The sequence below is a fragment of the Novosphingobium aromaticivorans DSM 12444 genome, assembly GCF_000013325.1.
GTDB lineage: Bacteria > Pseudomonadota > Alphaproteobacteria > Sphingomonadales > Sphingomonadaceae > Novosphingobium > Novosphingobium aromaticivorans.
In genome coordinates, this window is the sequence record NC_007794.1 from 203938 (window position 1) to 227171 (window position 23234).

Annotated in this window: 22 protein-coding genes; 17 read left to right on the forward strand and 5 right to left on the reverse strand. The window is 67.6% G+C overall.

All coding sequences use genetic code 11. The annotated features are described in order from the left end of the window. Nucleotides 1-2 precede the first annotated feature (2 nt). Genes sufC through SARO_RS01005 form a run of 5 tightly spaced genes read left to right on the forward strand, consistent with a single transcriptional unit; the run spans nt 3 to nt 3550 of the window. Nucleotides 3-746, forward strand: a complete 744-nt coding sequence (gene sufC / locus SARO_RS00985; RefSeq protein WP_011443860.1) for a Fe-S cluster assembly ATPase SufC — start codon at nt 3-5, stop codon at nt 744-746. Next, entirely contained in the window at nt 743-1477 is a 735-nt protein-coding gene (locus SARO_RS00990) for a SufD family Fe-S cluster assembly protein (protein WP_011443861.1), read from the forward strand. The genes sufC and SARO_RS00990 overlap by 4 nt, the downstream gene beginning before the upstream one ends. Beyond that, nucleotides 1474-2685: a cysteine desulfurase gene (locus SARO_RS00995; protein WP_011443862.1), complete on the forward strand. Its 1212-nt coding sequence runs from the start codon at nt 1474-1476 to the stop codon at nt 2683-2685. Before SARO_RS00990 ends, SARO_RS00995 begins: the two co-directional genes overlap by 4 nt. Beyond that, nucleotides 2682-3164, forward strand: a complete 483-nt coding sequence (locus SARO_RS01000; protein WP_011443863.1) for an SUF system Fe-S cluster assembly protein — start codon at nt 2682-2684, stop codon at nt 3162-3164. The genes SARO_RS00995 and SARO_RS01000 overlap by 4 nt, the downstream gene beginning before the upstream one ends. A gap of 23 nt (nt 3165-3187) precedes the next feature. Next, nucleotides 3188-3550: a HesB/IscA family protein gene (locus SARO_RS01005; protein ID WP_011443864.1), complete on the forward strand. Its 363-nt coding sequence runs from the start codon at nt 3188-3190 to the stop codon at nt 3548-3550. 54 nt (nt 3551-3604) lie between these two features. Here SARO_RS01005 and SARO_RS21280 read toward each other — a convergent pair whose 3' ends face one another. Further along, a complete protein-coding gene (locus tag SARO_RS21280) occupies nt 3605-4054 on the reverse strand; it encodes a hypothetical protein (RefSeq protein ID WP_198136628.1) in 450 nt (149 codons plus the stop codon). On the opposite strand from SARO_RS21280, the gene SARO_RS01010 reads away from it, so the two are divergent. Beyond that, the gene (locus SARO_RS01010; RefSeq protein WP_198136629.1) at nt 4053-4964 is read left to right on the forward strand and encodes an oxygenase MpaB family protein; all 912 of its coding nucleotides are present in this window, start codon (nt 4053-4055) and stop codon (nt 4962-4964) included. The genes SARO_RS21280 and SARO_RS01010 overlap by 2 nt on opposite strands. A 46-nt stretch (nt 4965-5010) precedes the next feature. Here the strand turns inward: SARO_RS01010 and SARO_RS01015 are convergent, their stop codons facing one another. Together SARO_RS01015 and thrS are read right to left on the reverse strand one after the other, a co-directional pair. After that, a complete protein-coding gene (locus tag SARO_RS01015; RefSeq protein ID WP_049759271.1) occupies nt 5011-5754 on the reverse strand; it encodes a TSUP family transporter in 744 nt (247 codons plus the stop codon). Beyond that, nucleotides 5751-7745 (reverse strand): threonine--tRNA ligase, encoded by a 1995-nt coding sequence (gene thrS / locus SARO_RS01020; protein WP_011443866.1) that lies wholly within the window; start codon nt 7743-7745, stop codon nt 5751-5753. Before thrS ends, SARO_RS01015 begins: the two co-directional genes overlap by 4 nt. A gap of 322 nt (nt 7746-8067) precedes the next feature. Here thrS and SARO_RS01025 point away from each other — a divergent pair, with 322 nt between their 5' ends. The 10 genes from SARO_RS01025 (at nt 8068) to SARO_RS01070 (ending at nt 19487) form a co-directional block, all read left to right on the forward strand. After that, nucleotides 8068-8988 (forward strand): SDR family NAD(P)-dependent oxidoreductase, encoded by a 921-nt coding sequence (locus SARO_RS01025; RefSeq protein ID WP_011443867.1) that lies wholly within the window; start codon nt 8068-8070, stop codon nt 8986-8988. Between the two features lie 87 nt (nt 8989-9075). After that, nucleotides 9076-9492, forward strand: coding sequence for a hypothetical protein (locus tag SARO_RS01030; protein WP_011443868.1), 417 nt, complete (start codon nt 9076-9078; stop codon nt 9490-9492). Beyond that, the gene (locus SARO_RS01035; RefSeq protein ID WP_011443869.1) at nt 9489-9680 is read left to right on the forward strand and encodes a helix-turn-helix transcriptional regulator; all 192 of its coding nucleotides are present in this window, start codon (nt 9489-9491) and stop codon (nt 9678-9680) included. Before SARO_RS01030 ends, SARO_RS01035 begins: the two co-directional genes overlap by 4 nt. Nucleotides 9681-9725: 45 nt before the next feature. Then, on the forward strand, nt 9726-10460 hold the full coding sequence (locus SARO_RS01040; RefSeq protein WP_176929311.1) for an alpha/beta fold hydrolase: 735 nt from the start codon (nt 9726-9728) through the stop codon (nt 10458-10460). A 22-nt stretch (nt 10461-10482) separates the two neighbouring features. Next, nucleotides 10483-11388, forward strand: coding sequence for a tetratricopeptide repeat protein (locus SARO_RS01045; protein ID WP_143004820.1), 906 nt, complete (start codon nt 10483-10485; stop codon nt 11386-11388). Further along, the gene (locus SARO_RS01050; protein ID WP_011443872.1) at nt 11385-12377 is read left to right on the forward strand and encodes an LLM class flavin-dependent oxidoreductase; all 993 of its coding nucleotides are present in this window, start codon (nt 11385-11387) and stop codon (nt 12375-12377) included. Before SARO_RS01045 ends, SARO_RS01050 begins: the two co-directional genes overlap by 4 nt. Nucleotides 12378-12619: 242 nt before the next feature. Then, complete coding sequence (locus SARO_RS01055; protein WP_011443873.1) at nt 12620-17341, forward strand: NAD-glutamate dehydrogenase; 4722 nt, start codon at nt 12620-12622, stop codon at nt 17339-17341. An 80-nt stretch (nt 17342-17421) separates the two neighbouring features. Continuing rightward, entirely contained in the window at nt 17422-18189 is a 768-nt protein-coding gene (modA, locus tag SARO_RS01060; protein WP_011443874.1) for a molybdate ABC transporter substrate-binding protein, read from the forward strand. Beyond that, nucleotides 18170-18889, forward strand: coding sequence for a molybdate ABC transporter permease subunit (modB, locus tag SARO_RS01065; RefSeq protein WP_011443875.1), 720 nt, complete (start codon nt 18170-18172; stop codon nt 18887-18889). Before modA ends, modB begins: the two co-directional genes overlap by 20 nt. Next, the gene (locus SARO_RS01070; protein WP_011443876.1) at nt 18879-19487 is read left to right on the forward strand and encodes an ATP-binding cassette domain-containing protein; all 609 of its coding nucleotides are present in this window, start codon (nt 18879-18881) and stop codon (nt 19485-19487) included. Before modB ends, SARO_RS01070 begins: the two co-directional genes overlap by 11 nt. Nucleotide 19488: 1 nt before the next feature. Here the strand turns inward: SARO_RS01070 and SARO_RS01075 are convergent, their stop codons facing one another. Beyond that, nucleotides 19489-20676 (reverse strand): serine hydrolase domain-containing protein, encoded by a 1188-nt coding sequence (locus SARO_RS01075; protein ID WP_041549891.1) that lies wholly within the window; start codon nt 20674-20676, stop codon nt 19489-19491. Nucleotides 20677-20902: 226 nt separating this feature from the next. On the opposite strand from SARO_RS01075, the gene SARO_RS01080 reads away from it, so the two are divergent. Continuing rightward, nucleotides 20903-22150, forward strand: a complete 1248-nt coding sequence (locus tag SARO_RS01080; protein ID WP_011443878.1) for an NAD(P)/FAD-dependent oxidoreductase — start codon at nt 20903-20905, stop codon at nt 22148-22150. A gap of 11 nt (nt 22151-22161) precedes the next feature. On the opposite strand, the gene queG is transcribed toward SARO_RS01080, so the two are convergent. Further along, a complete protein-coding gene (gene queG / locus SARO_RS01085; protein ID WP_011443879.1) occupies nt 22162-23211 on the reverse strand; it encodes a tRNA epoxyqueuosine(34) reductase QueG in 1050 nt (349 codons plus the stop codon). Between the last annotated feature and the right edge of the window lie 23 nt (nt 23212-23234).

A 23234-nucleotide genomic window follows, 5' to 3' on the forward strand; every position in this document is an offset into this window, starting at 1 on the left:
CGATGCTCACAATCGAAAACCTTCAGGCCAACGTTGCCGACAAGCCCATCCTCAAGGGCCTTTCGCTCACCATCAATGCCGGCGAAATTCATGCGATCATGGGGCCCAACGGCGCGGGCAAGTCGACCCTCGGCTACACGCTTGGCGGGCGTCCCGGGTATGAAGTGACCGGCGGCAGCGCCACTCTCGATGGCGCCGACATGCTGGGGATGGAGCCCCACGAACGCGCCGCCGCAGGCCTGTTCCTCGGCTTCCAGTACCCGGTCGAAATTCCGGGCGTTTCCTTCGTCCAGTTCCTGCGCGAGGCGGCCAACGCCCAGCGCAAGGCGCGCGGAGAGGCCCCGCTTTCGGGCGGCGAATTCCTCAAGCTCGCCAAGGAAAAGGCCGCGCTGCTGCGCATGGACATGGACATGCTCAAGCGCCCGGTGAACGTCGGCTTTTCCGGCGGCGAGAAGAAGCGTGCCGAGATGGTGCAGATGGGCATCCTCGATCCCCGGATCGCCATCCTCGACGAGACGGATTCCGGGCTCGACATCGACGCCCTGCGCATCTGCGGCGAAGGCATCAACGCGATCATGCGCAAGCCCGACAAGGCCGTGCTGCTCATCACCCACTACCAGCGCCTGCTGGACTACGTGAAGCCCGACTTCGTTCACGTTCTTGCCAGTGGCCGCATCGTGAAGAGCGGCGGTCCGGAACTGGCGCTCGAACTTGAAGAACACGGCTACGAGGCGGTCGCCGCATGACCGCACTCGCCCTCCCCACGCGCAAGGACGAGGCCTATCGCTACGCCGATCTCGCCGCGCTGGAAAAGCTCTGGCCGCTGCCGGCGCAGGAAATCCGCGTGGCGGCGGGCGAAGAAGGCGCGCTGGCCGTGGTGCTGGACGGCGGTAACGACGCGGCGCGCGATATCTCCATCGTGCTCGAGGATGGTGCTTCGTTCGACCTGCGCCTGCTCAACGCCGGTTCCGCCTATGGCCGCATCGCCGTCGCGGTCCGTCTCGGCAAGGGCGCCAGGTTCCATCTCGGAGCCGCGCAGGTCGCGGGTGGCGAACAGGTGGCGGAAATCGTCACCGAAGTAACCCACGCAGAGCCTGACGCCGTGTCCAGCCAGGTCGTGCGCTCGGTTCTCGGCGGAAAGGCGACCGGCACCTATCTTGGCCGCGTCGTTGTTGCCCGGGGGGCGATCGGCACCGACGGCGAACAGTCGATCCGGGCGATGCTGCTCGACCGCAGGGCAACCGCCAATGCGCGGCCCGAGCTCGAAATCTATGCCGACGACGTGAAGTGCGCGCACGGCTGCGCGGTGGGCGAGCTTGACGCCACCGGCCTGTTCTACCTGCAATCGCGCGGTCTTCCGCCGGCAGAGGCCAAGAAGCTCATGCTCCAGGCCTTCATCGCCGAGGCCTTCGTCGGCGCGGCCGACGAGGAGGTCCTGACAGATGCCGCGCTCAAGGCGCTGGAGGCTGTGCTGTGAGCGTGGACACGATCACGCGCGGCGCGCAATGGCCGGGCCTGCTGAATCCCGACGGCAGCCGCTGGCACTATCTCGACACCGCAGCCACCGCGCAGAAGCCGCAGGTGGTGATCGACGCGGTAACTCGCGCCCTCGGCGCCGACTACGCCACCGTCCATCGCGGCGTCTATGCCCGCTCGGCCGACATGACGCTCGCCTTCGAGGCCGCGCGCCGCAAGGTGGCGGGGCTGGTCAACGGCGATGAAGGCGAGATCGTCTTCACGCGCGGCGCAACCGAGGCGATCAACCTCGTCGCGCAGACCTGGGGCCAGGCAAACCTCAAGGCGGGCGACCGCATCCTGCTCTCCACGCTCGAGCATCATTCGAACATCGTACCTTGGCAGTTGCTGCGCGACCGGACCGGAGTCGAGATCGACGTCTGCCCGTTGACCGAGGACGGCCGCATCGACCTTGCCGCGGCGGAGCGCATCCTGACCCCCGCGCACAAGCTTGTCGCTCTTGCCCATGTGTCGAACGTGCTCGGTTCTGTGCTCGACGTGGCGCAGGCGGTCCGGCTGGCGCGTGCGGTCGGGGCGAAGATCCTGCTCGACGGCTGCCAGGCGGTGCCGCGCCTCGCTGTCGACGTGAAGGCGATGGACGCTGATTTCTACGTCTTTTCCGCCCACAAGCTCTATGGCCCGACCGGCATAGGCGCGCTTTGGGCCAAGGCCGCGATTCTCGACGCCATGCCGCCGTGGCAGGGCGGCGGGGCGATGATCGACCGCGTCACTTTCGAGCGCACGACCTATGCCCCCGCGCCGCAGCGTTTCGAAGCCGGCACCCCGGCCATCGTCGAGGCCATCGGCTTCGGCGCGGCGGTGGACTTCGTGCAGGCACAGGGCCTCGATGCGATCCACGCCCATGAAGTCGCGCTCGTGGCCAAGGCCCGCGAGGCGCTCGGGCGGATGAACTCCGTCCGCCTGTTCGGGCCCGAGGACAGCGCCGGCATCGTCAGCTTCGCCATCGAGGGCGTGCACCCGCACGATCTCGGCACGATCCTCGACGAGGAAGGCGTGGCGATCCGTGCCGGGCACCACTGCGCGCAGCCATTGATGGACCACCTTGGCGTTCCCGCCACGGCCCGGGCCAGCTTCGGCATCTACAGCGATGAAAGCGATATCGCCGCCCTCGTGCGCGGCATCGAAAGGACCAAGAGGATATTCGGATGAGCAGCGAAGATCCCAAATTCGCCGTCGAGGAAGTCGAAGCGGTGGCTGCCCCCCGGCGTGCCTTCGTCGAGGACGCGGTCGAAGAGACCCCCGCCGAGAAGCTCGAGCGCAAGCGCGACTATCTCGAGGGTTTCCTTGCCGCAAAGCCCGAGGGCGTTTCCCCCGGCGAGCCGGGCGGCGATATCTACGAGGGCGTGGTGAACGCGCTCAAGGAGATCTTCGACCCGGAAATCCCGGTCAACATCTATGACCTTGGCCTCATCTACGGCGTCGACGTCTCGGATGACGCTCATGTCATGGTCACGATGACCCTGACCACGCCGCACTGCCCGGTGGCCGAATCGATGCCCGGCGAGGTCGAACTGCGCGTCTCGGCCGTTCCCGGCGTGCGCGAGGCCGAAGTCAATCTCGTCTGGGATCCGCCGTGGGACCCCCAGAAGATGAGCGACGAGGCCAAGCTAGAACTGGGAATGCTCTGACCGCTCCCCATATAGGTGTCACCATGACGACCGAGACCAAAGTCCGCCGCCCCCGCCCCGCCGCCGTGATCCTCACGGCCAGCGCGGAGGCGCGCATCGCGAATCTGATGGAAAACGCGCCCGAAGGCGCGATCGGGGTCAAGCTGTCCACGCCCCGGCGTGGCTGCTCGGGCCTTGCCTACTCGGTCGACTACGTCACCGAGGCAAACCCGATGGACGAGAGGATCGAGACGCCCGGCGGCCTGTTCTTCATCGACAGCGCCTCGGTGCTCTACCTGATCGGCAGCACGATGGATTGGCAGGAAGACGATTTCACCGCCGGTTTCGTGTTCCAGAACCCCAACGCCAAGGGTTCGTGCGGTTGCGGCGAGAGCTTTACGGTCTGAAGCGGTCCTATTGGACGCTTGCCATCGCTTCCGTTTGCCGTCTTGATCACCCGATTAAGTCAGCGGAGTAGCGCGATGCAAAGCCTCGAGGATCTGCGCCGGAAAGTCGAAAGCCAGAGGACCGATAACCCCGCGATGTACGGCGATATCGATTTCGCCGTCCGTCCCGAACGTCTGCTGGCAAGCGAACCTCGCCTGTCGGAACTGCGCGGCCGCTTTGCCGCCGATGCCCCCCGCCTGCACGCCAACGCCGACTTGATCGGGCGCATGTCGCTCTACACCATGCTCGGCGATACGGTTGCCGATCCCTATGCCGCGCTGATGCCACGGCATGGCTTCCGCCCGCTGGTGGAAATGCTGGTCACCGCCTGCGACAAGGGCGTTGATGCGGTCGCCGACGCGCCGCCCGAACTCGTCCGCTTCATCCGTGCGATGGAAGACACGCCGCCCTGGGTCGATATGGCCCCTGATCGAACGCGGCGCGCGCATCCAGCGCAATGCCATGGCCAATTTCGCGCCCTGGGCAATTCGCGGCGGCTTCATCGCCACTTTCATGAACAAGTACGCCGCCCTGCCGATGGCGCTGACTGGTACGCTATCCCACAAGACGGCGGCCCGGCGGATCAAGGAAACCGCCACCTTCTTCGGCACCAGCACCCTGCCGGGCGCGCTGCGGCGTCACGGTCCGGGGTTCAAGGCCGCGGCGATGGTCCGGCTGATGCACTCGATGGTGCGCTTCAACGTGCTTTCCCAAGGCCGCTGGGACCAGAAGGTGTTCGGTATCCCGATCCCGCAGGTGGACCAGATGCCCGCCGGTCTGATCGGGGATTTCTTCCTTTCGGCAGCCGCGCTGCGCGAAGGCCGCAAGACCTTCGACGCCGACGAGCGCGCGCAGGTCGAGCTGTCGCGCTATCGCTGCTTCCTGCTCGGGCTGCCGCAGGATCTGCTGGGCGACAACCCGCAGGACATCGTCGATTTCTGGAACGCGCGCATGCTTACTCTGCGTCGCGGCTTCGATCCGGAAACCTGCGGCGCGCTGCTCAAGGCAACGATGGAGGCGGAACTCGTCGATACCTCCACCCCCGCCGGAGCCATGCGCGAACGCTTCGAGAAGAGCTTTGCGAAGCTCTACTTCCTGCAGAACTTCTGCGACGGCAAGGATGCGCGCGCCCGCGAATTCGGCGTGCGCATCACCGCGATGGACAAGGCCCGCGCGGCTGCGGTCGGTGCCCACGTGTTCGGACGGATGCGCGCCTATACCGCAGCGACCAAAGTCCCGGTGATCGGATCGATTGCCGACCGGCGGCTGACCTCGCGGCTCAAGCGCTACCTCGGCACGCTCGGCCACGCCGAATTCACCAGCGATGGCGCGAACTATCGCCCCGCCCGGAACGGGGCGCCCGCGCCCGTCTGAACCGGTGCGGTCGGGACCTGCGCGAGGCCGTTCGCTTCCCCCGTTATCAGCCGATCAGTCGCACGATGGCCATCAGCGCCGACATCGCCAGCAGGAATCCCACGAACCCCCGCCATGCCGCATCGCTGACCTTGCCGAAGGCCAGGCTGCCCAGGTGATTGCCCGCCAGCACCGGTACGAACAGTACCACGGCGAACAGCGCGTCGCGCCATGACGCGAGGCCCAGTGCCAGCGCGGCCACCGTGCTGGCGATCGAGGTCAGCAGGAACACCGTCAGCATCGACGCCCGCGCTACCTCACGCGGGATCGGGCGGCGCAGGTAATAGGGCACCACCGGCGGCCCCGGCATCCCGGCAAACCCGGTCAGAAGCCCCGCCGCCGCGCCGGTCAGCCCCGTCTCGAGCCTGCCCGGAGCATGGCCGGGCCTGGTCGGAAGCAGCACCAGTCCGAAGGCGCCGATCGCCACCAGCGCGATCAGCACGCGGGCAATTCCCGGCGGCGTCGCGAAGAGTACCACCAGCCCCACGGGCGTCAGCAGCATGGCAAGGCTGCCGATCACCCCCGCGCTCTTATCGCCCTCGTTCCAAACCTTGCGCGCGCCGACCAGGCCGATCAGCAGTCCCAGCATGTTCGAGACGACCACCGCCTCGCCGGGCGGGATCACCAGCCCGATCAGCGGCACCAGCAGGATCGCCATCCCGAACCCCGCCAGCCCGCGCACGAAAGCGGCCACGAAGGCCGCCAGCGCGCAAAGCGCGAGCGGCAGGAGCGGGAGGTCGAGCGCGGTCAGGCCCTGAGATCCGGCGCCGTGGCCTCACCCTTGAGCAGGGCAATCGCCTCGTCGAGCGGCATCACCTTCTGGTGCTGCTCGCCCAGGATGCGGATCGCCACGGTGCCTTCCTCGGCCTCGCGCTTGCCCACCACCAGCAGGTACGGAACCTTTTGCAGCGAGTGTTCGCGCACCTTGTAGTTGATCTTCTCGTTGCGCAGGTCGGTATCGGCGCGGATGCCCGCCGCCTTCAGCTTGGCCAGCGCGTCCCTGGCATAGTCGTCGGCGTCCGAAACGATCGTGGCGACCACTGCCTGGACCGGCGCGAGCCACACCGGCAGGCGACCGGCGAAGTGCTCGATCAGGATGCCGATGAAGCGCTCGTAGGAACCGAAGATCGCGCGGTGCAGCATGACCGGGCGGTGCTTCTCGCCATCCTCGCCGATGTAGCTTGCGTCGAGGCGTTCGGGCAGGACGCGGTCCGACTGGATCGTGCCGACCTGCCAGGTACGGCCGATAGCGTCGGTCAGGTGCCATTCCAGCTTGGGCGCGTAGAACGCGCCTTCGCCCGGCAGTTCCTCCCAGCCGTATTCCTCGGTGGCAAGGCCTGCGCGCACCACCGCGTCGCGCAGTTCGCGCTCGGCCTTGTCCCACATCTCCTCGGTGCCGAAGCGCTTTTCCGGGCGCAGCGCGAGCTTGATCGAGTAGGTGAAACCGAAGTGCTTGTAGATGCGGTCGGCCAGCTCGCAGAAGGCCTGCACTTCCGAAACGATCTGGTCTTCGCGGCAGAAGATGTGCGCGTCGTCCTGCGTGAACTGGCGCACCCGCATCAACCCGTGCAGCGCGCCGTGCGGCTCGTTGCGGTGGCAGCAGCCGTTCTCGTACAGGCGCAGCGGCAGTTCGCGGTAGGACTTGATGCCCTGGCGGAAGATCAGGACGTGCGCCGGGCAGTTCATCGGCTTCAGCGCCATCCAGTCCGCATCGTTCGAAACGATCGGCCCTTCATCGTCGACGTTGGGCACTTCGTCGGGAATGACGAACATGTTCTCGCGGTACTTGCCCCAGTGGCCCGATTGCTCCCACTGGCGCGCGTCCATGACCTGCGGGGTCTTGACCTCGCGATAGCCCGCGCCGTCGATAGCGCGGCGCATGTAGGCTTCCAGCTCGCGCCAGATCAGATAGCCCTTCGGGTGCCAGAACACCGAACCGTGCGCTTCCTGCTGGAGATGGAACAGGTCCATCTCGTTGCCCAGCTTGCGATGGTCGCGCTTGGCGGCTTCCTCCAGCCGCGTCAGGTGCGCGTCGAGCTGCTTCTTGTTGAGCCAGCCGGTACCGTAGACTCGGCTGAGCATCGCGTTCTTCTGGTCGCCGCGCCAGTAGGCCCCCGAAACGCGAGTCAGCTTGAACGCATTGGGATCGAGCTTGCCGGTCGAGGGCAGGTGCGGGCCGCGGCACATGTCGAGCCAGTCGTCGCCCGACCAGTAGACGGTCAATTCCTCGTTCTCAGGCAGTTCCGCCGCCCATTCGGCCTTGAAGCTCTCGCCCTGCTGCTTCCAGCGGCTGATCAGTTGCTCGCGGCTCCAGACCTCGCGGCGCAGTGGCTTGTTCGCGGCGATGATCTTGCGCATTTCCGCCTCGATGGCGGGCAGATCCTCGTCGGTGAAGGGCCGGTCCTTCGGCGCGAAGTCGTAGTAGAAGCCGTCGTCCGTGCTCGGCCCGAAGGTGATCTGCGTGCCCGGAAACAGCGCCTGCACCGCTTCGGCGAGGACGTGCGCATAATCGTGCCGTGCAAGGTCGAGCGCTTCGGCCTCGTCCTTCGCCGTGACCAGCGCCAGTTGCGCGTCCGCCGTGAATGGCCGCGTCAGGTCCACCAGTTCGCCATCGACTTTCGCCGCCAGTGCAGCCTTCGCAAGGCCCGGGCCGATCGCGGCGGCAATGTCTGCCGGGGTGCTGCCCGGCGCGACCTCGCGCACGGAACCGTCGGGCAGGGTGATCTTCAGCAACTCGGACATGCGGGTCTCTCTGCGTTCAACTGGCAGCGCCTTGCCACAGGAGCGTTGCCACCGGAAGGGCGCGCATCGGTAATTCGGATCGGTTCGGGAGGCGATGCGCATGTCCACCCGAACCGGGCGGCGGCATCGCGGCAGGCCTCAGCCCGGCAGCGACCGCCCCCGGCTCGCGGGGGTAGTGGTGGTAGTGCTTGTCGTGCGGCGGGCCATGATGGACCGGCTTCTAGCGGCAAACCGGGCGCGAGTCACCCACGGCGTTCACTTGCTCCGGCAAGCGGAATTTTGTAAGCAACACTAACAATAATCTGCGAGAGAGGATCACCGCGTGCAAAGTTTCGAGAACGAGATCGCCTTCATCACGGGCGGTGCTTCGGGTGCAGGCTTCGGGCAGGCACAGGTCTTCGGCCGGGCTGGCGCGAAGATCGTCGTCGCCGACGTCCGCGCCGAAGCGGTGGAGCGGGCCGTTGCCGCGCTGAAGGCCGAAGGCATCGTCGCTCACGGCCTCGTCCTCGATATCACCGACCGCCAGGCCTACGCCGGCGCCGCCGACGAGGTCGAGCAGGTCTTCGGCGCGGCGCCCACGCTTCTGTTCAACACCGCTGGCGTGAACAGCTTCGGCCCGGTCGAGGATACCTCCTACGACGATTTCGACTGGATCGTCGGCGTCAACCTGGGCGGCGTCATCAACGGCATGGTCACGTTCGTGCCGCGCATGATCGCCAGCGGCAGGCCCGGCCACATCGTCACCACTTCCTCGCTCGGCGGCCTCATGGGCAGCGCGCTTGCCGCACCCTACTCGGCGGCGAAGGCAGCCGTCATCAACCTGATGGAAAGCTATCGCCAGGGCCTCGACAAGCACGGCATCGGCGTTTCCGTGCTGTGTCCGGCCAACATCAAGTCGAACATCGCGGAAGCCAGCCGCCTGCGGCCGGCGCAGTTCGGCAAGAGCGGTTATGTCGAAAACGAGGAGTCGATCGCCTCGCTGCATTCGATCCACCAGCACGGCATGGACCCGGTCGAACTGGCAGAGCACGTCAAGGCGGGCATCGTGGCCAATCAACTCTACATCATCCCCTATCCCGAAGCGAAGGACGGGCTGCGCCAGCACTTCGATGCGATCGTGGACGCGGTCCTGCCGCTGGAGGCCGATCCCGAGGGCGCCCGCGCCCGTACCGAGGCCCTCAACGCCTGGGCGGCCGACCGCGCGCGCGTCTTCATGGAGAAGAACGCCGCCCAGAAGGCCTGAAGTCCAGAAGGGCTGAAGTCAACTTCGCTTGACATCCTCTCAATTTTGGTCAAGTTTCCTTGTCATCAGATCAAGGAGGCTTGACCAATGCTTGCCAGGATGACCCCCGAACGCCGCCAGTACACTCGCGCCGTCATGCTGCTCATGGGCGGCTATGCCGCCACGCTGGTCGGCGTGAACCTCATCTTCGAGGCCAGTCGGCCCACCGGCATCAGCGCCTATGCCGCCGCGCTCCTGCCGGCGCTGCCGGTGATCGGGGTCTTCGTCGTCATCGGCCGGCTGCTGGCCTCGCTTCGTGACGAATACCAGCGCTACCTGCTTACCCGCCAGGTCCTGATCGCCACGGCCTTCATGCTTTCGGTCGCGACTGCGTGGGGCTTTGTCGAAAGCTTCGGCCTGCTGCCGCATGTCCCGGCCTTCTATGCCGCCGTCCTGTGGTTCGCCGGGCTCGGTCTCGGCGGCTGCGTCAACGCGGTTCTCGAACGCAGCGGGGGGGCGGAGTGAAGAACCGCCTCAAGGTCCTGCGGGCGGAGCGGAACTGGAGCCAGGCCGACCTTGCTGAAAGGCTGGAGGTAAGCCGCCAGTCGGTCAACGCGATAGAGACGGGAAAGTACGATCCGTCGCTCCCCCTCGCCTTTCGCATCGCCGACCTGTTCGGCCTCGCCATCGAGGAGATCTTCGAGCGCGACTGATCGATGTGCTTGCGGGCCGGGATGCGGCGCGCCATGAACGGGGCCATGTCCGACGTCTCGCGCTTCACCCTGCCTTCGGGTCTCGCCATGGCCTATCGTCACCTTCCCGGGCGCCTGCCGGCGGTGGTGTTCCTCCCCGGCTACATGTCCGACATGGCCGGCGGCAAGGCGCAGGCGGTGCTGGAATGGGCGCGGGAGCGCGGGCGGGCCTGCCTGCTGCTCGACTATACCGGATGCGGGCAGAGCGAGGGCCGTTTTGCCGATGGCACGCTCTCCAGATGGCGCGACGAGGTCGTGGCGCTGATCGATCATCTGGGAATCGCATCCGTCCAGCTCGTCGGCTCCAGCATGGGCGGCTGGCTCATGCTGCTCGTCGCGGAAGCTCTGGGAGAGCGGTGCCGGGCTCTTGTCGGGATCGCCCCCGCGCCGGACTTCACCGAATGGGGCCTGTCGCAGTCGCAGCGGATCGAGCTTGCGGCAGGGCGCACCGTCTACGAAGACAATCCCTACGGCCCCGAGCCGACCCCGACCCACGCCCTGTTCTGGTCCGATGGCGAGCGGCACAAGAGGCTCGGGCACGAGATCGCGTTCGACGGGCCGGTGCGCCTGCTCCACGGGCAGCATGATGCCGACGTGCCGTGGGACATCTCGCTCCGCCTTGCCGCCGCGCTGCGTTCAGCCGACGTGCAGGTGCATCTGGTCAAGGACGGCGATCACCGGCTCTCGCGCGAGGGCGACATTGCCTTGCTCCTGCGCGAACTGGCCGGGCTCGATGCCTGATACGCCTGAGGAAAGCCCCCGCATGATCGACCTTCCCGCGCCCATGTTCGCGATCGAAATGGCGCAGGATGCCGCGCTCATGCAGGTAGGACCCAGCCCGATGCCGATGCGCCCTTCCGACCTGCCGATCCCCCGCCGCCGCAAGCAGGCCGAGGAAGAGGCCGGTCTCGTCCGGCCCGACCTGCCCCAGCAGGACCGTCTTGCCCTGTGCCTTGCCAAGGCCGCAAGCGATCCCGATGCGGCGATGGTCGAGGTCCAGACCTGGCTCGGCGAAAGCCGCGATACCGGCCAGCAGGTGCGCGCCAACCAGTGCCTCGGCATGCTGCGCTCTAACGCTGGCGATTTCGATGGCGCGCTCGAAGCCTTCTCGCAGGCCGTCACCGGTATTCCGCGCGAACAGGAAGTGGCGGGCGTACCGCTCATGGCCATGGCCGGCAACGCGGCGCTTGCCGGCGGCAAGACCGACGAGGCCCTTGCGTGGTTCGATCGCGCGCTTGCGGTGAAGGGCTTTGCCGACAATGCCGCGCTGGCCGCGATCCAGACCGACCGCTCGCGCGCGCTCGTCGCGCTGGGCCGCAATGCCGAAGCCGCCGGCGCGCTGGACGAAGCGCACCGGCTCGCCCCCGAAGACGCGGAAGGCTGGCTCCTTTCGGCAACCCTCGCGCGCCGCCAGGATGATCTCGACCGTGCCCAGCGCGATATCGAGATCGCCGCGAAATATGCCCCGCGCGATCCTCAGGTCGGCCTCGAAGCGGGCGTCATCGCGGTCCTTTCGGGTCGCGACGAGGCGGCGCGCAAGTCGTGGGAATCGGTCGTTGCCGCAGATCCGCAGGGCGAGGCGGGGCGGACCGCCAAGGGCTATCTTGAACAGCTGGGGCCAGCGCCTAAATCGGTAGCTCCATCTCCTGCGGAGAAGCCTGCGCCATGAAACTTTCGGTCCTCGATCTGGTCAGCGTGGTCGAGGGCGGAACGGTGCGCGAGGCGCTCGACAATTCGGCCGCCGCAGCCAGGGTCGCGGAGGAGTGCGGCTATCAGCGCTACTGGGTGGCCGAACACCACGGCATGGAAGGCATCGCCAGCGCGGCTGTCGCGGTGACGCTCGCGCATATCGGTCATGCCACCTCCACCATCCGGATCGGCGCGGGCGGGATCATGCTGCCCAACCACAATCCCCTCGTAATCGCCGAACAGTTCGGGACGCTCGACGCGCTCTTTCCGGGCCGGATCGACCTCGGCCTGGGCCGTGCGCCGGGTGCCGACCAGCGGATCGTCAGGGCCCTGCGCAAGGATACCAATCGCGCGGCCGAGGATTTTCCGGCCGACGTCGTCGAACTCCAGCTCCAGTTCGCGGGCGATCCGCGCGTCCCGCTCCAGGCGGTGCCGGGCAAGGGCGCCAGGCCGCAGATGTGGATTCTCGGCTCCAGCCTGTTCGGGGCGCAGCTCGCCGCGATGCTTGGCCTGCCCTATGCCTTTGCCTCGCACTTCGCCCCTGACCACCTCGATGCGGCGCTGAAGATCTACCGCGAGCGCTTCCAGCCTTCCGACGTTCTCGACGCTCCCTACTGCGCCGCCGCGATCAACGCCGTCGCCGCCGAGACCGACGAGGAGGCCACGCTTCTCGCTTCCTCGATGGACCAGGCTTTCGTCGCGCTGCGCACTGGCAATCCGGGCAAGCTCAAGCCTCCCGTACCCGGCTACCGGGACAGCCTGCCGCCCCCCGCGCTGGCGATGCTGGAGCATGTGCGCCAGGTCAGCGCTACGGGTTCGGTGGAGACGGTGCGGCGCGGTCTCAAGGCTTTCGTGGAGCGCACCGGCGTCGACGAAGTCATTGTTGCGGCATCGATATTCGACCAGGAAGCGCGCCGCCGCTCGCTGCGTTTGGTGGCCGAGGCTGCGCGTGAAACGGTAACGACCTGAACGGCACCTAAAGGCACCTGAAGTGACACGGGGTGCCGCTGGGCGCACCCGACTGGCCGCGAACGGCACGAAATTGCCACCCGATGGTTCACAACGGTGCGTTAAGCCGATGGCGGCAGAGAACCGGACTTGTGGGACGGCAACGGCTGGATTAGCATGCGCAAAAATGCTACAAGAACGTAGTACATAATTACAAGAGAGGGTAATTTCCTCTCGCTCGCAGGAGAGCCGGGAACAAACGCATGGCGTCGAAGTCCGCAGTTCAATCGCCGTCCGCCGCAGCCGGAATGCCCGCTGCCGCCGACACCCTCCCGCTCGCTCTGGCCGAACGCTTCGCCGCCGCGCTGCTGCCCGACGAGGCCGCCGATTTCGATCCCGCGCGCCTTGCCGAAGCCGCCCGCTTCGCCGCCGCTGCCGCCTCGGTCCGCAAGGGCGGCGCCCCGGCCATCGCGATCGAAAGCGTCAGCGGTTCGGAGAGCGGCGGCCGCCACCTGCGCATTGCCGTCGTCAACGACGACATGCCCTTCCTTGTCGATTCGATCGCCTCCGCGATCACCGCGCAGGGCCTTGCCATCGACCGCCTCGTCCACCCCGTCGTTGCCGTGCGCCGCGACGCCGAGGGGCGCCTTGTCGAGTTTCCCGATGGCGAAGCGGCAGGAGAACGCCGCGAATCGGTCGTCTATCTCGAGACCGAACGCGCCGATGCGCGCCAGCGCAGGGCGTTGCTGGTGTCGCTCGAGGAAACCCTTGCCGATGTCCGCGCCGCCGTGGCCGACTGGCCCGCGATGCAGGCGGCGATGCGCGACGATGCCGGCGGACTCGCCGATCCCGAAGGCGCGGCCCTGCTGCGCTGGCTGGCGGACGGGATGCTTACCCAGCTCGGCAGTGTCACCCGCCGCCGCGACAGTACCGAGGAAAAGGCGCTGGGCATCTGCCGCGCCAGCGAGCGCAGCCTGCTGGCGGCAAGTTCCTTCGACCGGGCCTTCCGCTGGTTCGAGAGCGCGGGCAAGGACGGACAGGGCCGCGCGCCGCTGATCGTCAAGGCGAACCGCATCGCCAACGTCCACCGCCGCGTACCGCTCGACCTGTTCATGGTGCCCCGGATCGAGGAAGGGCGCGTGGTCGCGCTTTCGGTCCATGCCGGGGTGTGGACCAGCGCCGCGCTCGCCGCCGCGCCGGATCGCATTCCGCGCCTGCGCACCCAGCTTTCCGAGCTGATGGACAAGTTCGGCTTCGCGCCCAACGGCCATGCCGGCAAGGCTCTGGTCCATGCGCTGACCGCGCTGCCCCACGACCTGCTCGTCAGCTTCGCCGAAGCCGATCTCGAACGCGTAGCCACCGCGATGATGAGCCTTGTCGACCGGCCCCGCCCGCGCCTCGCGCTGGTCGAGGCGCCGCTCGCCCGGCACATGTTCGCGTTCGTCTGGCTGCCGCGCGATGTCCTGTCGACCGAGGTCCGCCTTGCCATTCGCGACATGCTGGAAGCCGGCGCGGGCGCGCAGGTGATCGACTGGTCGCTGCAGGTCGAAGGCAGCACGCTGGCGATGCTGCGCTTCGTGCTCGATGTCCGCGAACAGGCGAGCCGGGCGGACGAGGCGACGCTCGACATGCAGCTCCAGTCGATGGTGCGTGGCTGGTCCGGCGCGGTCGAGGCGGAGTTGGCGGCGCACGAGGAGCCATCGCGCGCGGCGGCTATCGCGGCACGCTATGCCGATGCCTTCCCGCTGTCCTACCGCAACGCTTCCGGTCCAGCCGAGGCGGCACGCGACATTCGCGTCCTGCGCACGCTGACGGGCGGAAATGCACCGCGCCGCGCCGTGCGCCTGCATCGCAACGTGGGCGAGGCGGCGCTTCGCCTCAAGCTCTACCAGCGCGAGGGCGCCATCGTTCTTTCCGACGCCGTTCCGGTGCTGGAGAACTTCGGCTTCCGCGTACTGGAGGAAGTGCCGACCCCGCTCGATGGCGGAAGGCTCGGCTTCATTCACGATTTCCTCGTGTCGCACCCCGGCGACAGCACAGTCGAGGAATTGCTGGACCGCGCCGGATCGATAGAGAATTCGCTGGCGGCAGTGCTCAACGGCGCGGCAGAGGACGATGCGTTCAACCGCCTGATCGTCGCGATCGGGCTCACCGCCAGCGATGCCAACTGGTTGCGCGCGTTCTATCGCTATCTGCGCCAGGCAGGCATGACTTTCGGCATTCCGACGGTGGTCGAGGCATTGAAGAACGCGCCTGCCGTCACGCGCGGTCTGATCGATGCCTTCATCGCGCGCCATGATCCGGATTTCGACGGAGATCGCGAAAAGGCCTTCACCGCCGCCGAGGGGCGGATGAAGACGGGTCTGGCGGGCGTTGCCGCGATCAACGACGACCGCCTCCTGCGCCAGTTCCGCGCGCTGGTTGGCGCGATCCTGCGCACCAATGCCTTTGCCCCCGCTGCGGCCGAGGCGCTGGCCTTCAAGATCGATTCCGCGCTGGTTCCGGGCCTGCCCAAGCCGCTGCCGTGGCGCGAGATCTTCGTCTATTCCCCGCGCGTCGAGGGCATCCACCTGCGCGCCGGGCCAGTCGCGCGCGGGGGCCTGCGCTGGTCCGACCGGCGCGACGATTTCCGCACCGAGATCCTCGGCCTGATGAAGGCGCAGCGCGTGAAGAACGCGGTGATCGTGCCGACGGGCGCCAAGGGCGGTTTCTATCCCAAGCACCTGCCGGACCCGGCGAAGGACCGTGAAGGCTGGCTTGCGGAAGGCAAGGCCAGTTATCAGGTCTTCATCCGCACCCTGCTTTCGGTCACGGACAACATTGTCGAGGGCAAGGTCGTCCATCCGGCCAATGTCGTCATCCGCGACGGCGAGGACCCGTATTTCGTGGTCGCCGCAGACAAGGGCACCGCGACCTTCTCCGATGTCGCCAATGCCATTGCCGAAGCACGCGATTTCTGGCTCGACGATGCCTTCGCCAGCGGCGGTTCGAAGGGCTACGATCACAAGGCCATGGGCATCACTGCACGCGGCGCCTGGCTTTCGGTGCGTCGCCACTTCCTTGAGATGGGCGTGGACGTGCAGGCCGAGCCGGTGCGGGTTGCTGGTTGCGGCGACATGTCGGGCGACGTGTTCGGCAACGGCATGCTGCTGTCGAAGGCGCTCAAGCTGGTCGCCGCCTTCGACCATCGCCACATTTTCCTCGACCCCGATCCGGATCCGGCGCGGAGCTGGGACGAACGCGCGCGGATGTTCGAATTGCCGCGTTCGAGCTGGGACGATTACGACAAGAGCCTGATATCGAAGGGCGGCGGCGTGTTCCCGCGCTCGATGAAGGCGATCCCGCTTTCGCCCGAGATCCAGGCCATGCTGGGGCTGGACGTGACCGAGATCGACCCCGAATCGCTGATTTCGGCGATCCTGCGCGCCGAGGTCGACCTGCTGTGGTTCGGCGGCATCGGCACCTACGTGAAGGCGAGCACGCAGAACAACGTCGACGTGGGCGATCCTTCGAACGACGCGGTCCGTGTTTCCGCGAACGAGGTGCGCGCCAAGGTGATCGGCGAGGGCGCCAACCTTGGTACGACGCAGGCCGCGCGCATCGAATTCGCGCTGAATGGCCGCGAATCCGGGGGCGGCCGGATCAACACCGATTTCATCGACAATTCGGCCGGCGTCGATTGCTCGGACAACGAGGTCAACATCAAGATCGCGCTGGCGGCGGCCAAGCGTTCGGGCAGGCTGACCGAGGATGCACGCGTCGCGTTGCTGTCGGAAATGACCGACGAGGTCGCGCATCTGGTGCTGGAGGACAACCGGCTCCAGGCCCTTGCGCTGTCGATTGCCGAGCGCGGCGGAGCGGCGGCGATGCCCGCCTGGTCGCGCCTGATCGACGTGCTGGAGGAAGGCGGCGATCTTGACCGCAAGACCGAAGGGCTGGCGGGCGCCGAAGACCTTGCACGGCGCGCTGCTGCGGGTCAGGGGCTGACCCGGCCCGAGCTTGCGGTCCTGCTTTCGAGCAGCAAGCTGGTGCTCCAGCGCGAGCTGGAGGAAAGCACGCTGGTCGACGATCCGGTGCTGGAAGAGGAACTCGTCGCGGCGTTCCCGCCGCAGATGCAGGAAGCCTTCGAGACCGAGATCGTCCACCACCGCCTGCGCCGCGAAATCATCGCGACCAAGCTTGCGAACCGCATCGTCAACCGGCTGGGCCCGGTCATCCCGTTCGAGCTTTGCGAGGAGGAAGGCAGCGGCCTGGCGCAGATCGCGGCGGCCTTCGTCGCGGCGGAGCGCCTGCTTGACCTCAAGGGTACCTGGGCTTTGCTCGACGAGGCGACCATGCCCGAGACGCTCAGGCTTTCGCTGTTCGAGCGCGTGGCGCAGGGCCTGCGCGGCCACATGGCCGACGTGCTGCGCGCTGGCCGCGGATCGACCCGGCCCGATGCACTGATCGATGACCTGTTCGGCGGGGTCGCGCTGCTCTCGCAAACCACCGCGCAACTGCTGCGCGGAGAGGCGCAGGCGCAGGCGCGGCGGATGGCCGACGAGCTTGCCGCTGCCGGCGTTCCCGCCGACATCGCCGTGCGGCTGGTCCACCTGTTCGACATGGACGGCGCGATCGGGCTGGCGCATCTGGCGGGCGAACTCAACGTCGATGCCGCTGCGCTGACCGGGGCCTTCGCCGATCTTGGCGCGGCGCTGGGCATAGACTGGGCGCAGCAGGCGGCGCGGCGAATGAACCCGTCCGATCCCTGGGAACGCCTTCTGGTGGCGGGGCTGGCCCGCGATTTCCAGCAGATGCGGCTCGATTTCCTCGCCCGTTCGCGCGGCGCATCGCCCGATGCGTTCGTGGCGGACTGGCTCGCGGTCAATGCCGTGCCGGTGCGCCAGTTCCGCAGCCTCGTCGGCCGCGCCCAGGCCGCGCCCGCAGTGGGAGCGGCGATGCTGGCGCAAGTGGCTAGCCAGGCGCGGACGCTGCTCGGGCGGTAGAGGGCGACGTTGCGACCAAGGGCGGATACTGTATACTTCGGAACATAGCTGGTTTCTGGCCCTTGCTTCCGGAGTACTTGATGAAAGCTGCCGTCCGCGCGCTCCTGCTCGCCTTGCTGGCCCTGGTCGGCGCTTCGCCGCTCGCTGCGCAGGAACGGGGTCCGCTGGTGCTCGCCGCGTCGAGCCTGCAGGAGGCCTTGAACGAGGCGGCGGACCGCTGGGCGTCGTTGCGTCATCCACGGCCGGTGCTGTCGTTTGCCGCATCCTCGGCGCTGGCCCGGCAGGTCGAGGCCGGCGCGCCCGCGGACCTGTTCCTTTCCGCCGACGAAGAGTGGATGGATCATGTCCAGGGCAAGGGCCTGTTGCGGCCCGGAACGCGGGCGCGGCTGACCGAAAACCGCCTCGTGCTGGTGGCGCCCGTCGCGAGCCGGGTGTCGCTGCGCATCGCGCGGAGCTTTCCGCTGGCCAAGGCGCTTGGCGGCGGGCGGCTGGCGCTGGCCGATCCGGCGGCGGTTCCGGCAGGACGCTATGCCCGCGAGGCGCTGGTCTCGCTGGGTGTGTGGACCGGGGTGGCGGGCCAGATCGCGGCGGCCGAAAACGTGCGGGCGGCGCTGGCATTGGTAGAGCACGGCGCCGCGCCGCTGGGGATCGTCTATGCGACGGACGCGCGGGCCTCGAAGGCGGTGCGCGTGGTCGGGGTCTTTCCGCCTGCCAGCCATCGTCCGATCACTTATCCGGTCGCTCTCCTGAAGACATCGCGAAACCCGCAGGCCGAGGGCTTCCGGCGCTTCCTGATCTCGCGCGAGGGGCGGGCGATCCTGGCGCGGCATGGGTTCGGCGCGAGATGACGGCAGCGCGCTGATGGGGCCCGAGGAATGGGAGATCGTGCGCCTTTCGCTCAAGGTCAGCGCGGTTGCGGTGGGCGCATGCCTGCCGGTTGCCTTTGCGCTGGCATGGATACTGGCGCGCGGGCGCTTTGCCGGGCTGGTGCTGCTCGATGCGCTGGTGCACCTGCCGCTGGTCCTGCCGCCGGTCGTGACGGGCTGGCTGCTCCTGATCGCATTCGGGCCGCAGGGGCCGGCGGGACGCTGGCTGGAAAGCTGGATCGGGCTGACGTTCCTGTTCCGCTGGACCGGCGCCGCTCTTGCCGCCGCCGTCATGGCCCTGCCGCTGATGGTGCGTGCGATCCGGCTTTCCATCGAGGGCGTGGACCGGCGGCTCGAGGCGGCGGCGATGACGCTGGGCGCGTCGCGCTGGCGGGTGTTCCGCACGATCACCCTGCCCCTGGCGCTTCCCGGCGTGGTTGCCGGCGCGGTGCTGGGCTTCGCGCGCTCGCTTGGTGAATTCGGCGCGACGATCACGTTCGTATCCAACATTCCGGGCGAGACGCGGACTCTGCCTCTGGCGATCTATAGTGCGCTTCAGGTGCCCGGGGCGGAAGCCGAAGTCACGCGGCTGGCGCTGGTTTCGGTCCTGCTGTCGCTGGCGGCGCTGGTCGTGTCCGAAGTGCTGGCGCGGCGGGCGGGAAGGGCGGGCCATGTCCTTTGAGGTCCGCGTCCGTAAGCGGCTGGGCGATACCGTGGTCGGCGCGACCTTTGCCGCCGAGGGGGGGCTGACCGCGCTGTTCGGGCCATCGGGCGCGGGCAAGACCTCGGTGCTCAACATGGTGGCCGGGCTGTTGCCGCCTGACGAGGGGCGCATCGTGGTCGGCGGCGAAGTCCTGTTCGACAGCGCGGCCGGCGTCGACGTGCCGGTGCAGCGTCGCCGCGCGGGCTATGTGTTCCAGGACGGGCGACTGTTCCCGCACATGCGGGTTCGCGAGAACATGGTCTATGGCCTGGCTGGCGAAGGCCTGATGACGCCGCAGGCCGCTGCCGACTTCCTCGGCATCGCGCACCTGCTCGACCGCTGGCCGCGCTCGTTGTCCGGCGGCGAGGCGCAGCGCGTCGCAATCGGGCGGGCGCTGCTGTCGAACCCGGTTTTCCTCCTGATGGACGAACCGCTCGCCGGGCTCGACCGCGCACGCCGCGAGGACGTGATGCGCGCGATCGAACGGCTGCGCGACGAGGTCGGCCTGCCGATCCTCTACGTCAGCCACGACCGCGCCGAAGTGGAGCGGCTGGCCGGACGGATCGTGGAGATCTGACCTACTTGCGGTAACCGGCGACGATGGCGTGGAAGCCTTTCAGCGTTTCTTCCACCACGCCCGCCGGCTCCGGATTGGGGAAGTGGCTGAGCTTGACGATCACGGTGTTGGTGGCCGGGTGGACATAGATGAACTGCCCGGCAAGCCCGACGGCGGAATAGGCGCCCGGCTCGTCGTCGAGCTGCCAGGTCTGGAAGCCGTAGCCCCGCCCGAGCCCGAGCGCGGAAGAGTCGGCGAAGGGGATCATCGTCGTCTGCTGCTGCACCCACCCGGCAGGCACGACCTGCCGGCCGTTGGCCTTGCCCTTGTTCAGCAGCATGAGGCCCAGGCGCCCGAAATCGCGCAGGCGGGCGTTGTAGCCCATCCCGGAAAGCTCGCGGCCCGTGCCTTCGGGGCCGTCGGCGATCCAGAAGCCGTCGGCTTCCATGCCCGCCGGCTGCCACAGGCGGCGGCTCATGTAAGAGGCCAGCTTCTCGCCAGTCGCGCGTTCGACGACCCAGCCGAGCACGGCGGTGTCGAGCGTCGCGTAGTTGAAGCGGCTGCCCGGCTCGCTCGCCTTGCCGATGGTGCGCGCGCGGTCGGCGAAGCGTTCCTTGTTGGCGACGATCGCGTTCATGTGGATGAGCGCGGCAAGGCTGGGGTTGGCGCCGAAGTCGTATCGCTCCTCGTAGGCGACGCCCGAGCGCATCTGCAGGACGTGGCGGATCGATACGCCGTCATAGCCGCCGCCCTTCAGCTCGGGGACATAGGCACTGACAGGGTCGTCGATGGAGCGGATCTTGCCGTCCTCCACGGCCAGCCCGACGAGCAGCGCGGTGATGGTCTTGGCCATCGAGAACGAGATGAAGCGGTCTTCCGGCGTGGTCCGGTTGCGATAGTTCTCGAAGGTGATCCGGCCATCATGGATGACGAGCAGCGCATTGGTATAGGTGCGGCGCGCCCAGGCGTCGTAGTCGGCAGGCAGGGTGGCGGCAGGTCCCTTGGCAAGGGGCCATGTCTTGCCTCCGCGGGCGACCGTGCGGGTCTCGAAGATCTGCGCCGAATTGCGGAAGTTGTAGCTGTTGATGTCAGCATCGAGCCAGTGCTGGCGCATCGAGATGACCGGGTCCGGCGGCAGCGGGGCAGGGGCTTCGGCCCGGACGGGGCTTGCGGCAATGAGGGCGGCTGTCAGCAGGGCGCATTTCTTCATCGTCAACTGCCACGGGCGGCCCGTGGCCCTCCTCTCGCTGGCGGTCGCTCGCCGCCTGATGTTATAAGACATAGCATGCGAAGTACGCCGCGCGTCAAGGCCCTGCCGGAAAGCGCAGGCCGGAATGCGCAGGTATATTGCTTGGCGACTCCGGACTTTTTGACCGCGATCAGTTGACGAAAGCCGACTTTTGGCCAAACCGGCCCGCACAGATCGGGAGATTCGAATGGCCAGCGAAGTTCAGGCAGAGCGTGCAGACGTCGTCATCGTCGGAGCAGGTCACGGCGGAGCCCAGGCGGCCATCGCGCTGCGCCAGAACGGCTTCGAGGGTCGCGTGCTGGTCATTGGTCGCGAGCCCGAGATCCCTTATGAACGTCCGCCGCTGTCCAAGGAGTACCTCGCGCGCGAAAAGACGTTCGAGCGCATCTGCATCCGCCCGGCGCAGTTCTGGGAGGACAAGGCGGTCGAGATGAAGCTCGGCGCAGAGGTCGTCTCGCTCGACCCGGCCGCGCACACGGTCAAGCTGGGCGACGGCTCGGCCATCGAATATGGCAAACTGATCTGGGCGACCGGTGGCGATCCGCGGCGGCTGTCCTGCGTGGGTGCCGACCTTGCAGGCGTCCATGCGGTGCGCACCAAGGAAGACGCCGACCGCCTGATGGCCGAGCTTGATGCCGGCGCGAAGAATGCGGTGGTGATCGGCGGCGGCTACATCGGGCTGGAAGCGGCGGCGGTCCTGACCAAGTTCGGCGTCAACGTCACCCTGCTGGAAGCCCTTCCGCGCGTGCTGGCGCGCGTCGCGGGCGAGGCGCTGTCCGAATTCTACCAGGCAGAGCACCGCGCGCACGGCGTCGACCTGCGCACCGGCGCGGCGATGGACTGCATCGAGGGCGACGGCACCAAGGTGACCGGCGTCCGGATGCAGGACGGCTCGGTCATTCCGGCAGATATCGTCATCGTCGGCATCGGCATCGTGCCCTGCGTCGGGGCGCTGATCTCGGCGGGAGCATCGGGCGGCAACGGCGTCGACGTGGACGAGTTCTGCCGTACCTCGCTGACCGACGTCTATGCCATCGGCGATTGCGCTGCCCATGCCAACGACTTTGCCGACGGCGCCGTGATCCGCCTCGAATCGGTACAGAACGCCAACGACATGGCGACGGCTGCCGCAAAGGACATCTGTGGCGCCCCGGTGCCCTACAAGGCGACGCCGTGGTTCTGGTCGAACCAGTACGATCTCAAGCTGCAGACGGTCGGCCTTTCCACCGGGCACGACAACGCGGTTCTGCGCGGAGACCCCGCGACGCGGTCGTTCTCGGTGGTGTACCTCAAGGGCGGCAAGGTCGTCGCGCTCGACTGCGTGAACATGGTCAAGGACTATGTTCAGGGCAAGAAGCTGGTCGAAGCCCGCGCGCAGATCGCACCGGAGCAGCTCGCCGATGCCGGCGTGCCGCTCAAGGAGATGCTGGCCTAGGGCCATTCATCTCAGCCAAGTTCCACCAGGGCCCAGCGCGCCGCATCCGCGACTGCGGGGTCGGGATCGGCGAGCAGGTTGTGCACGACGGGAAGCAATGCCCGGTCGCCGCTGTTCCCGGCGGCATAGAGGCAGTTTCGCACCATCCGGTCGCGTCCGATGCGCTTGATTGGGCTGCCGCTGAACACTTGGCGGAACGTGGCATCGTCGAGCGCGAGCAGTTCCGCCAGTCGGGGTGCGGCCAGTTCCGCGCGCGGCAGGAAGGCGCGGTTCGCCTGGGCGGTCGTGGCGAAGCTGTTCCACGGGCAGGCGGCAAGGCAATCGTCGCAGCCATAGATGCGGTTGCCGAGGGCCTTGCGGAATTCCTCGGGCACCGGCCCCTTGTGCTCGATCGTCAGGTAGGAAATGCAGCGGCGCGCATCGAGCCGGTAGGGTGCGGGGAAGGCCTCGGTCGGGCAGGCCGTCTGGCAGGCCGTGCACGATCCGCAGCGGTCTGCGTGCGGTGCGTCGAGGTCCAGCCCGAGCGTGGTGTAGATCGCGCCGAGGAAGAGCCACGAGCCGTGGCTGCGGCTGACGAGATTGGTGTGCTTGCCCTGCCAGCCAAGGCCCGCCATCTGCCCCAGCGGCTTTTCCATGACCGGTGCGGTGTCGACAAAGACCTTGACCCCGGCGCCCGGTTCTTCGGCCACCAGCCAGCGGGCCAGCGCCTTGAGATTGCGTTTGATCACGTCGTGGTAGTCGGCCCCTTGCGCATAGACCGAGATGCGGCCCCGGTCGCCTGCGTCCGCGAGCCTGCGCGGGTCGTCGGCGGGGGCATAGCTCATGCCCAGCGCGATCACGCTGCGCGCCTCGGGCCAGAGCGACTGCGGCCCGCGCCGATGGTGGAGACGGGTTTCCATCCACTCCATCGAGCCGTGGCGTCCTTCGCCCAGCCACTGCTCCAGCCGCTCCGCGCGCAACGGATCGTCTGCGGCGGGCGCGATTCCGCAGACCGCGAAGCCGAGGCGCGTGGCTTCAGCCTTCAGCCTGTCCTCGAGACTCGTGACCGCGGTTTTAACCAAACTTGCTGCCTCGCTCGTTCATC

Bases quoted from the DNA above. Each gene is read 5' to 3' on its own strand.
- sufC (WP_011443860.1), top strand. From the start codon at position 3: ATGCTCACAATCGAAAACCTTCAGGCCAACGTTGCCGACAAGCCCATC.
- SARO_RS00990 (WP_011443861.1), top strand. From the start codon at position 743: ATGACCGCACTCGCCCTCCCCACGCGCAAGGACGAGGCCTATCGCTAC.
- SARO_RS01000 (WP_011443863.1), top strand. From the start codon at position 2,682: ATGAGCAGCGAAGATCCCAAATTCGCCGTCGAGGAAGTCGAAGCGGTG.
- SARO_RS01005 (WP_011443864.1), top strand. From the start codon at position 3,188: ATGACGACCGAGACCAAAGTCCGCCGCCCCCGCCCCGCCGCCGTGATC.
- SARO_RS01010 (WP_198136629.1), top strand. From the start codon at position 4,053: ATGGCCAATTTCGCGCCCTGGGCAATTCGCGGCGGCTTCATCGCCACT.
- SARO_RS21280 (WP_198136628.1), bottom strand. From the start codon at position 4,054: ATGGCATTGCGCTGGATGCGCGCGCCGCGTTCGATCAGGGGCCATATC.
- thrS (WP_011443866.1), bottom strand. From the start codon at position 7,745: ATGTCCGAGTTGCTGAAGATCACCCTGCCCGACGGTTCCGTGCGCGAG.
- SARO_RS01030 (WP_011443868.1), top strand. From the start codon at position 9,076: ATGCTTGCCAGGATGACCCCCGAACGCCGCCAGTACACTCGCGCCGTC.
- SARO_RS01040 (WP_176929311.1), top strand. From the start codon at position 9,726: ATGTCCGACGTCTCGCGCTTCACCCTGCCTTCGGGTCTCGCCATGGCC.
- SARO_RS01045 (WP_143004820.1), top strand. From the start codon at position 10,483: ATGATCGACCTTCCCGCGCCCATGTTCGCGATCGAAATGGCGCAGGAT.
- SARO_RS01050 (WP_011443872.1), top strand. From the start codon at position 11,385: ATGAAACTTTCGGTCCTCGATCTGGTCAGCGTGGTCGAGGGCGGAACG.
- SARO_RS01055 (WP_011443873.1), top strand. From the start codon at position 12,620: ATGGCGTCGAAGTCCGCAGTTCAATCGCCGTCCGCCGCAGCCGGAATG.
- modA (WP_011443874.1), top strand. From the start codon at position 17,422: ATGAAAGCTGCCGTCCGCGCGCTCCTGCTCGCCTTGCTGGCCCTGGTC.
- modB (WP_011443875.1), top strand. From the start codon at position 18,170: ATGGGTTCGGCGCGAGATGACGGCAGCGCGCTGATGGGGCCCGAGGAA.
- SARO_RS01070 (WP_011443876.1), top strand. From the start codon at position 18,879: ATGTCCTTTGAGGTCCGCGTCCGTAAGCGGCTGGGCGATACCGTGGTC.
- SARO_RS01075 (WP_041549891.1), bottom strand. From the start codon at position 20,676: ATGAAGAAATGCGCCCTGCTGACAGCCGCCCTCATTGCCGCAAGCCCC.
- SARO_RS01080 (WP_011443878.1), top strand. From the start codon at position 20,903: ATGGCCAGCGAAGTTCAGGCAGAGCGTGCAGACGTCGTCATCGTCGGA.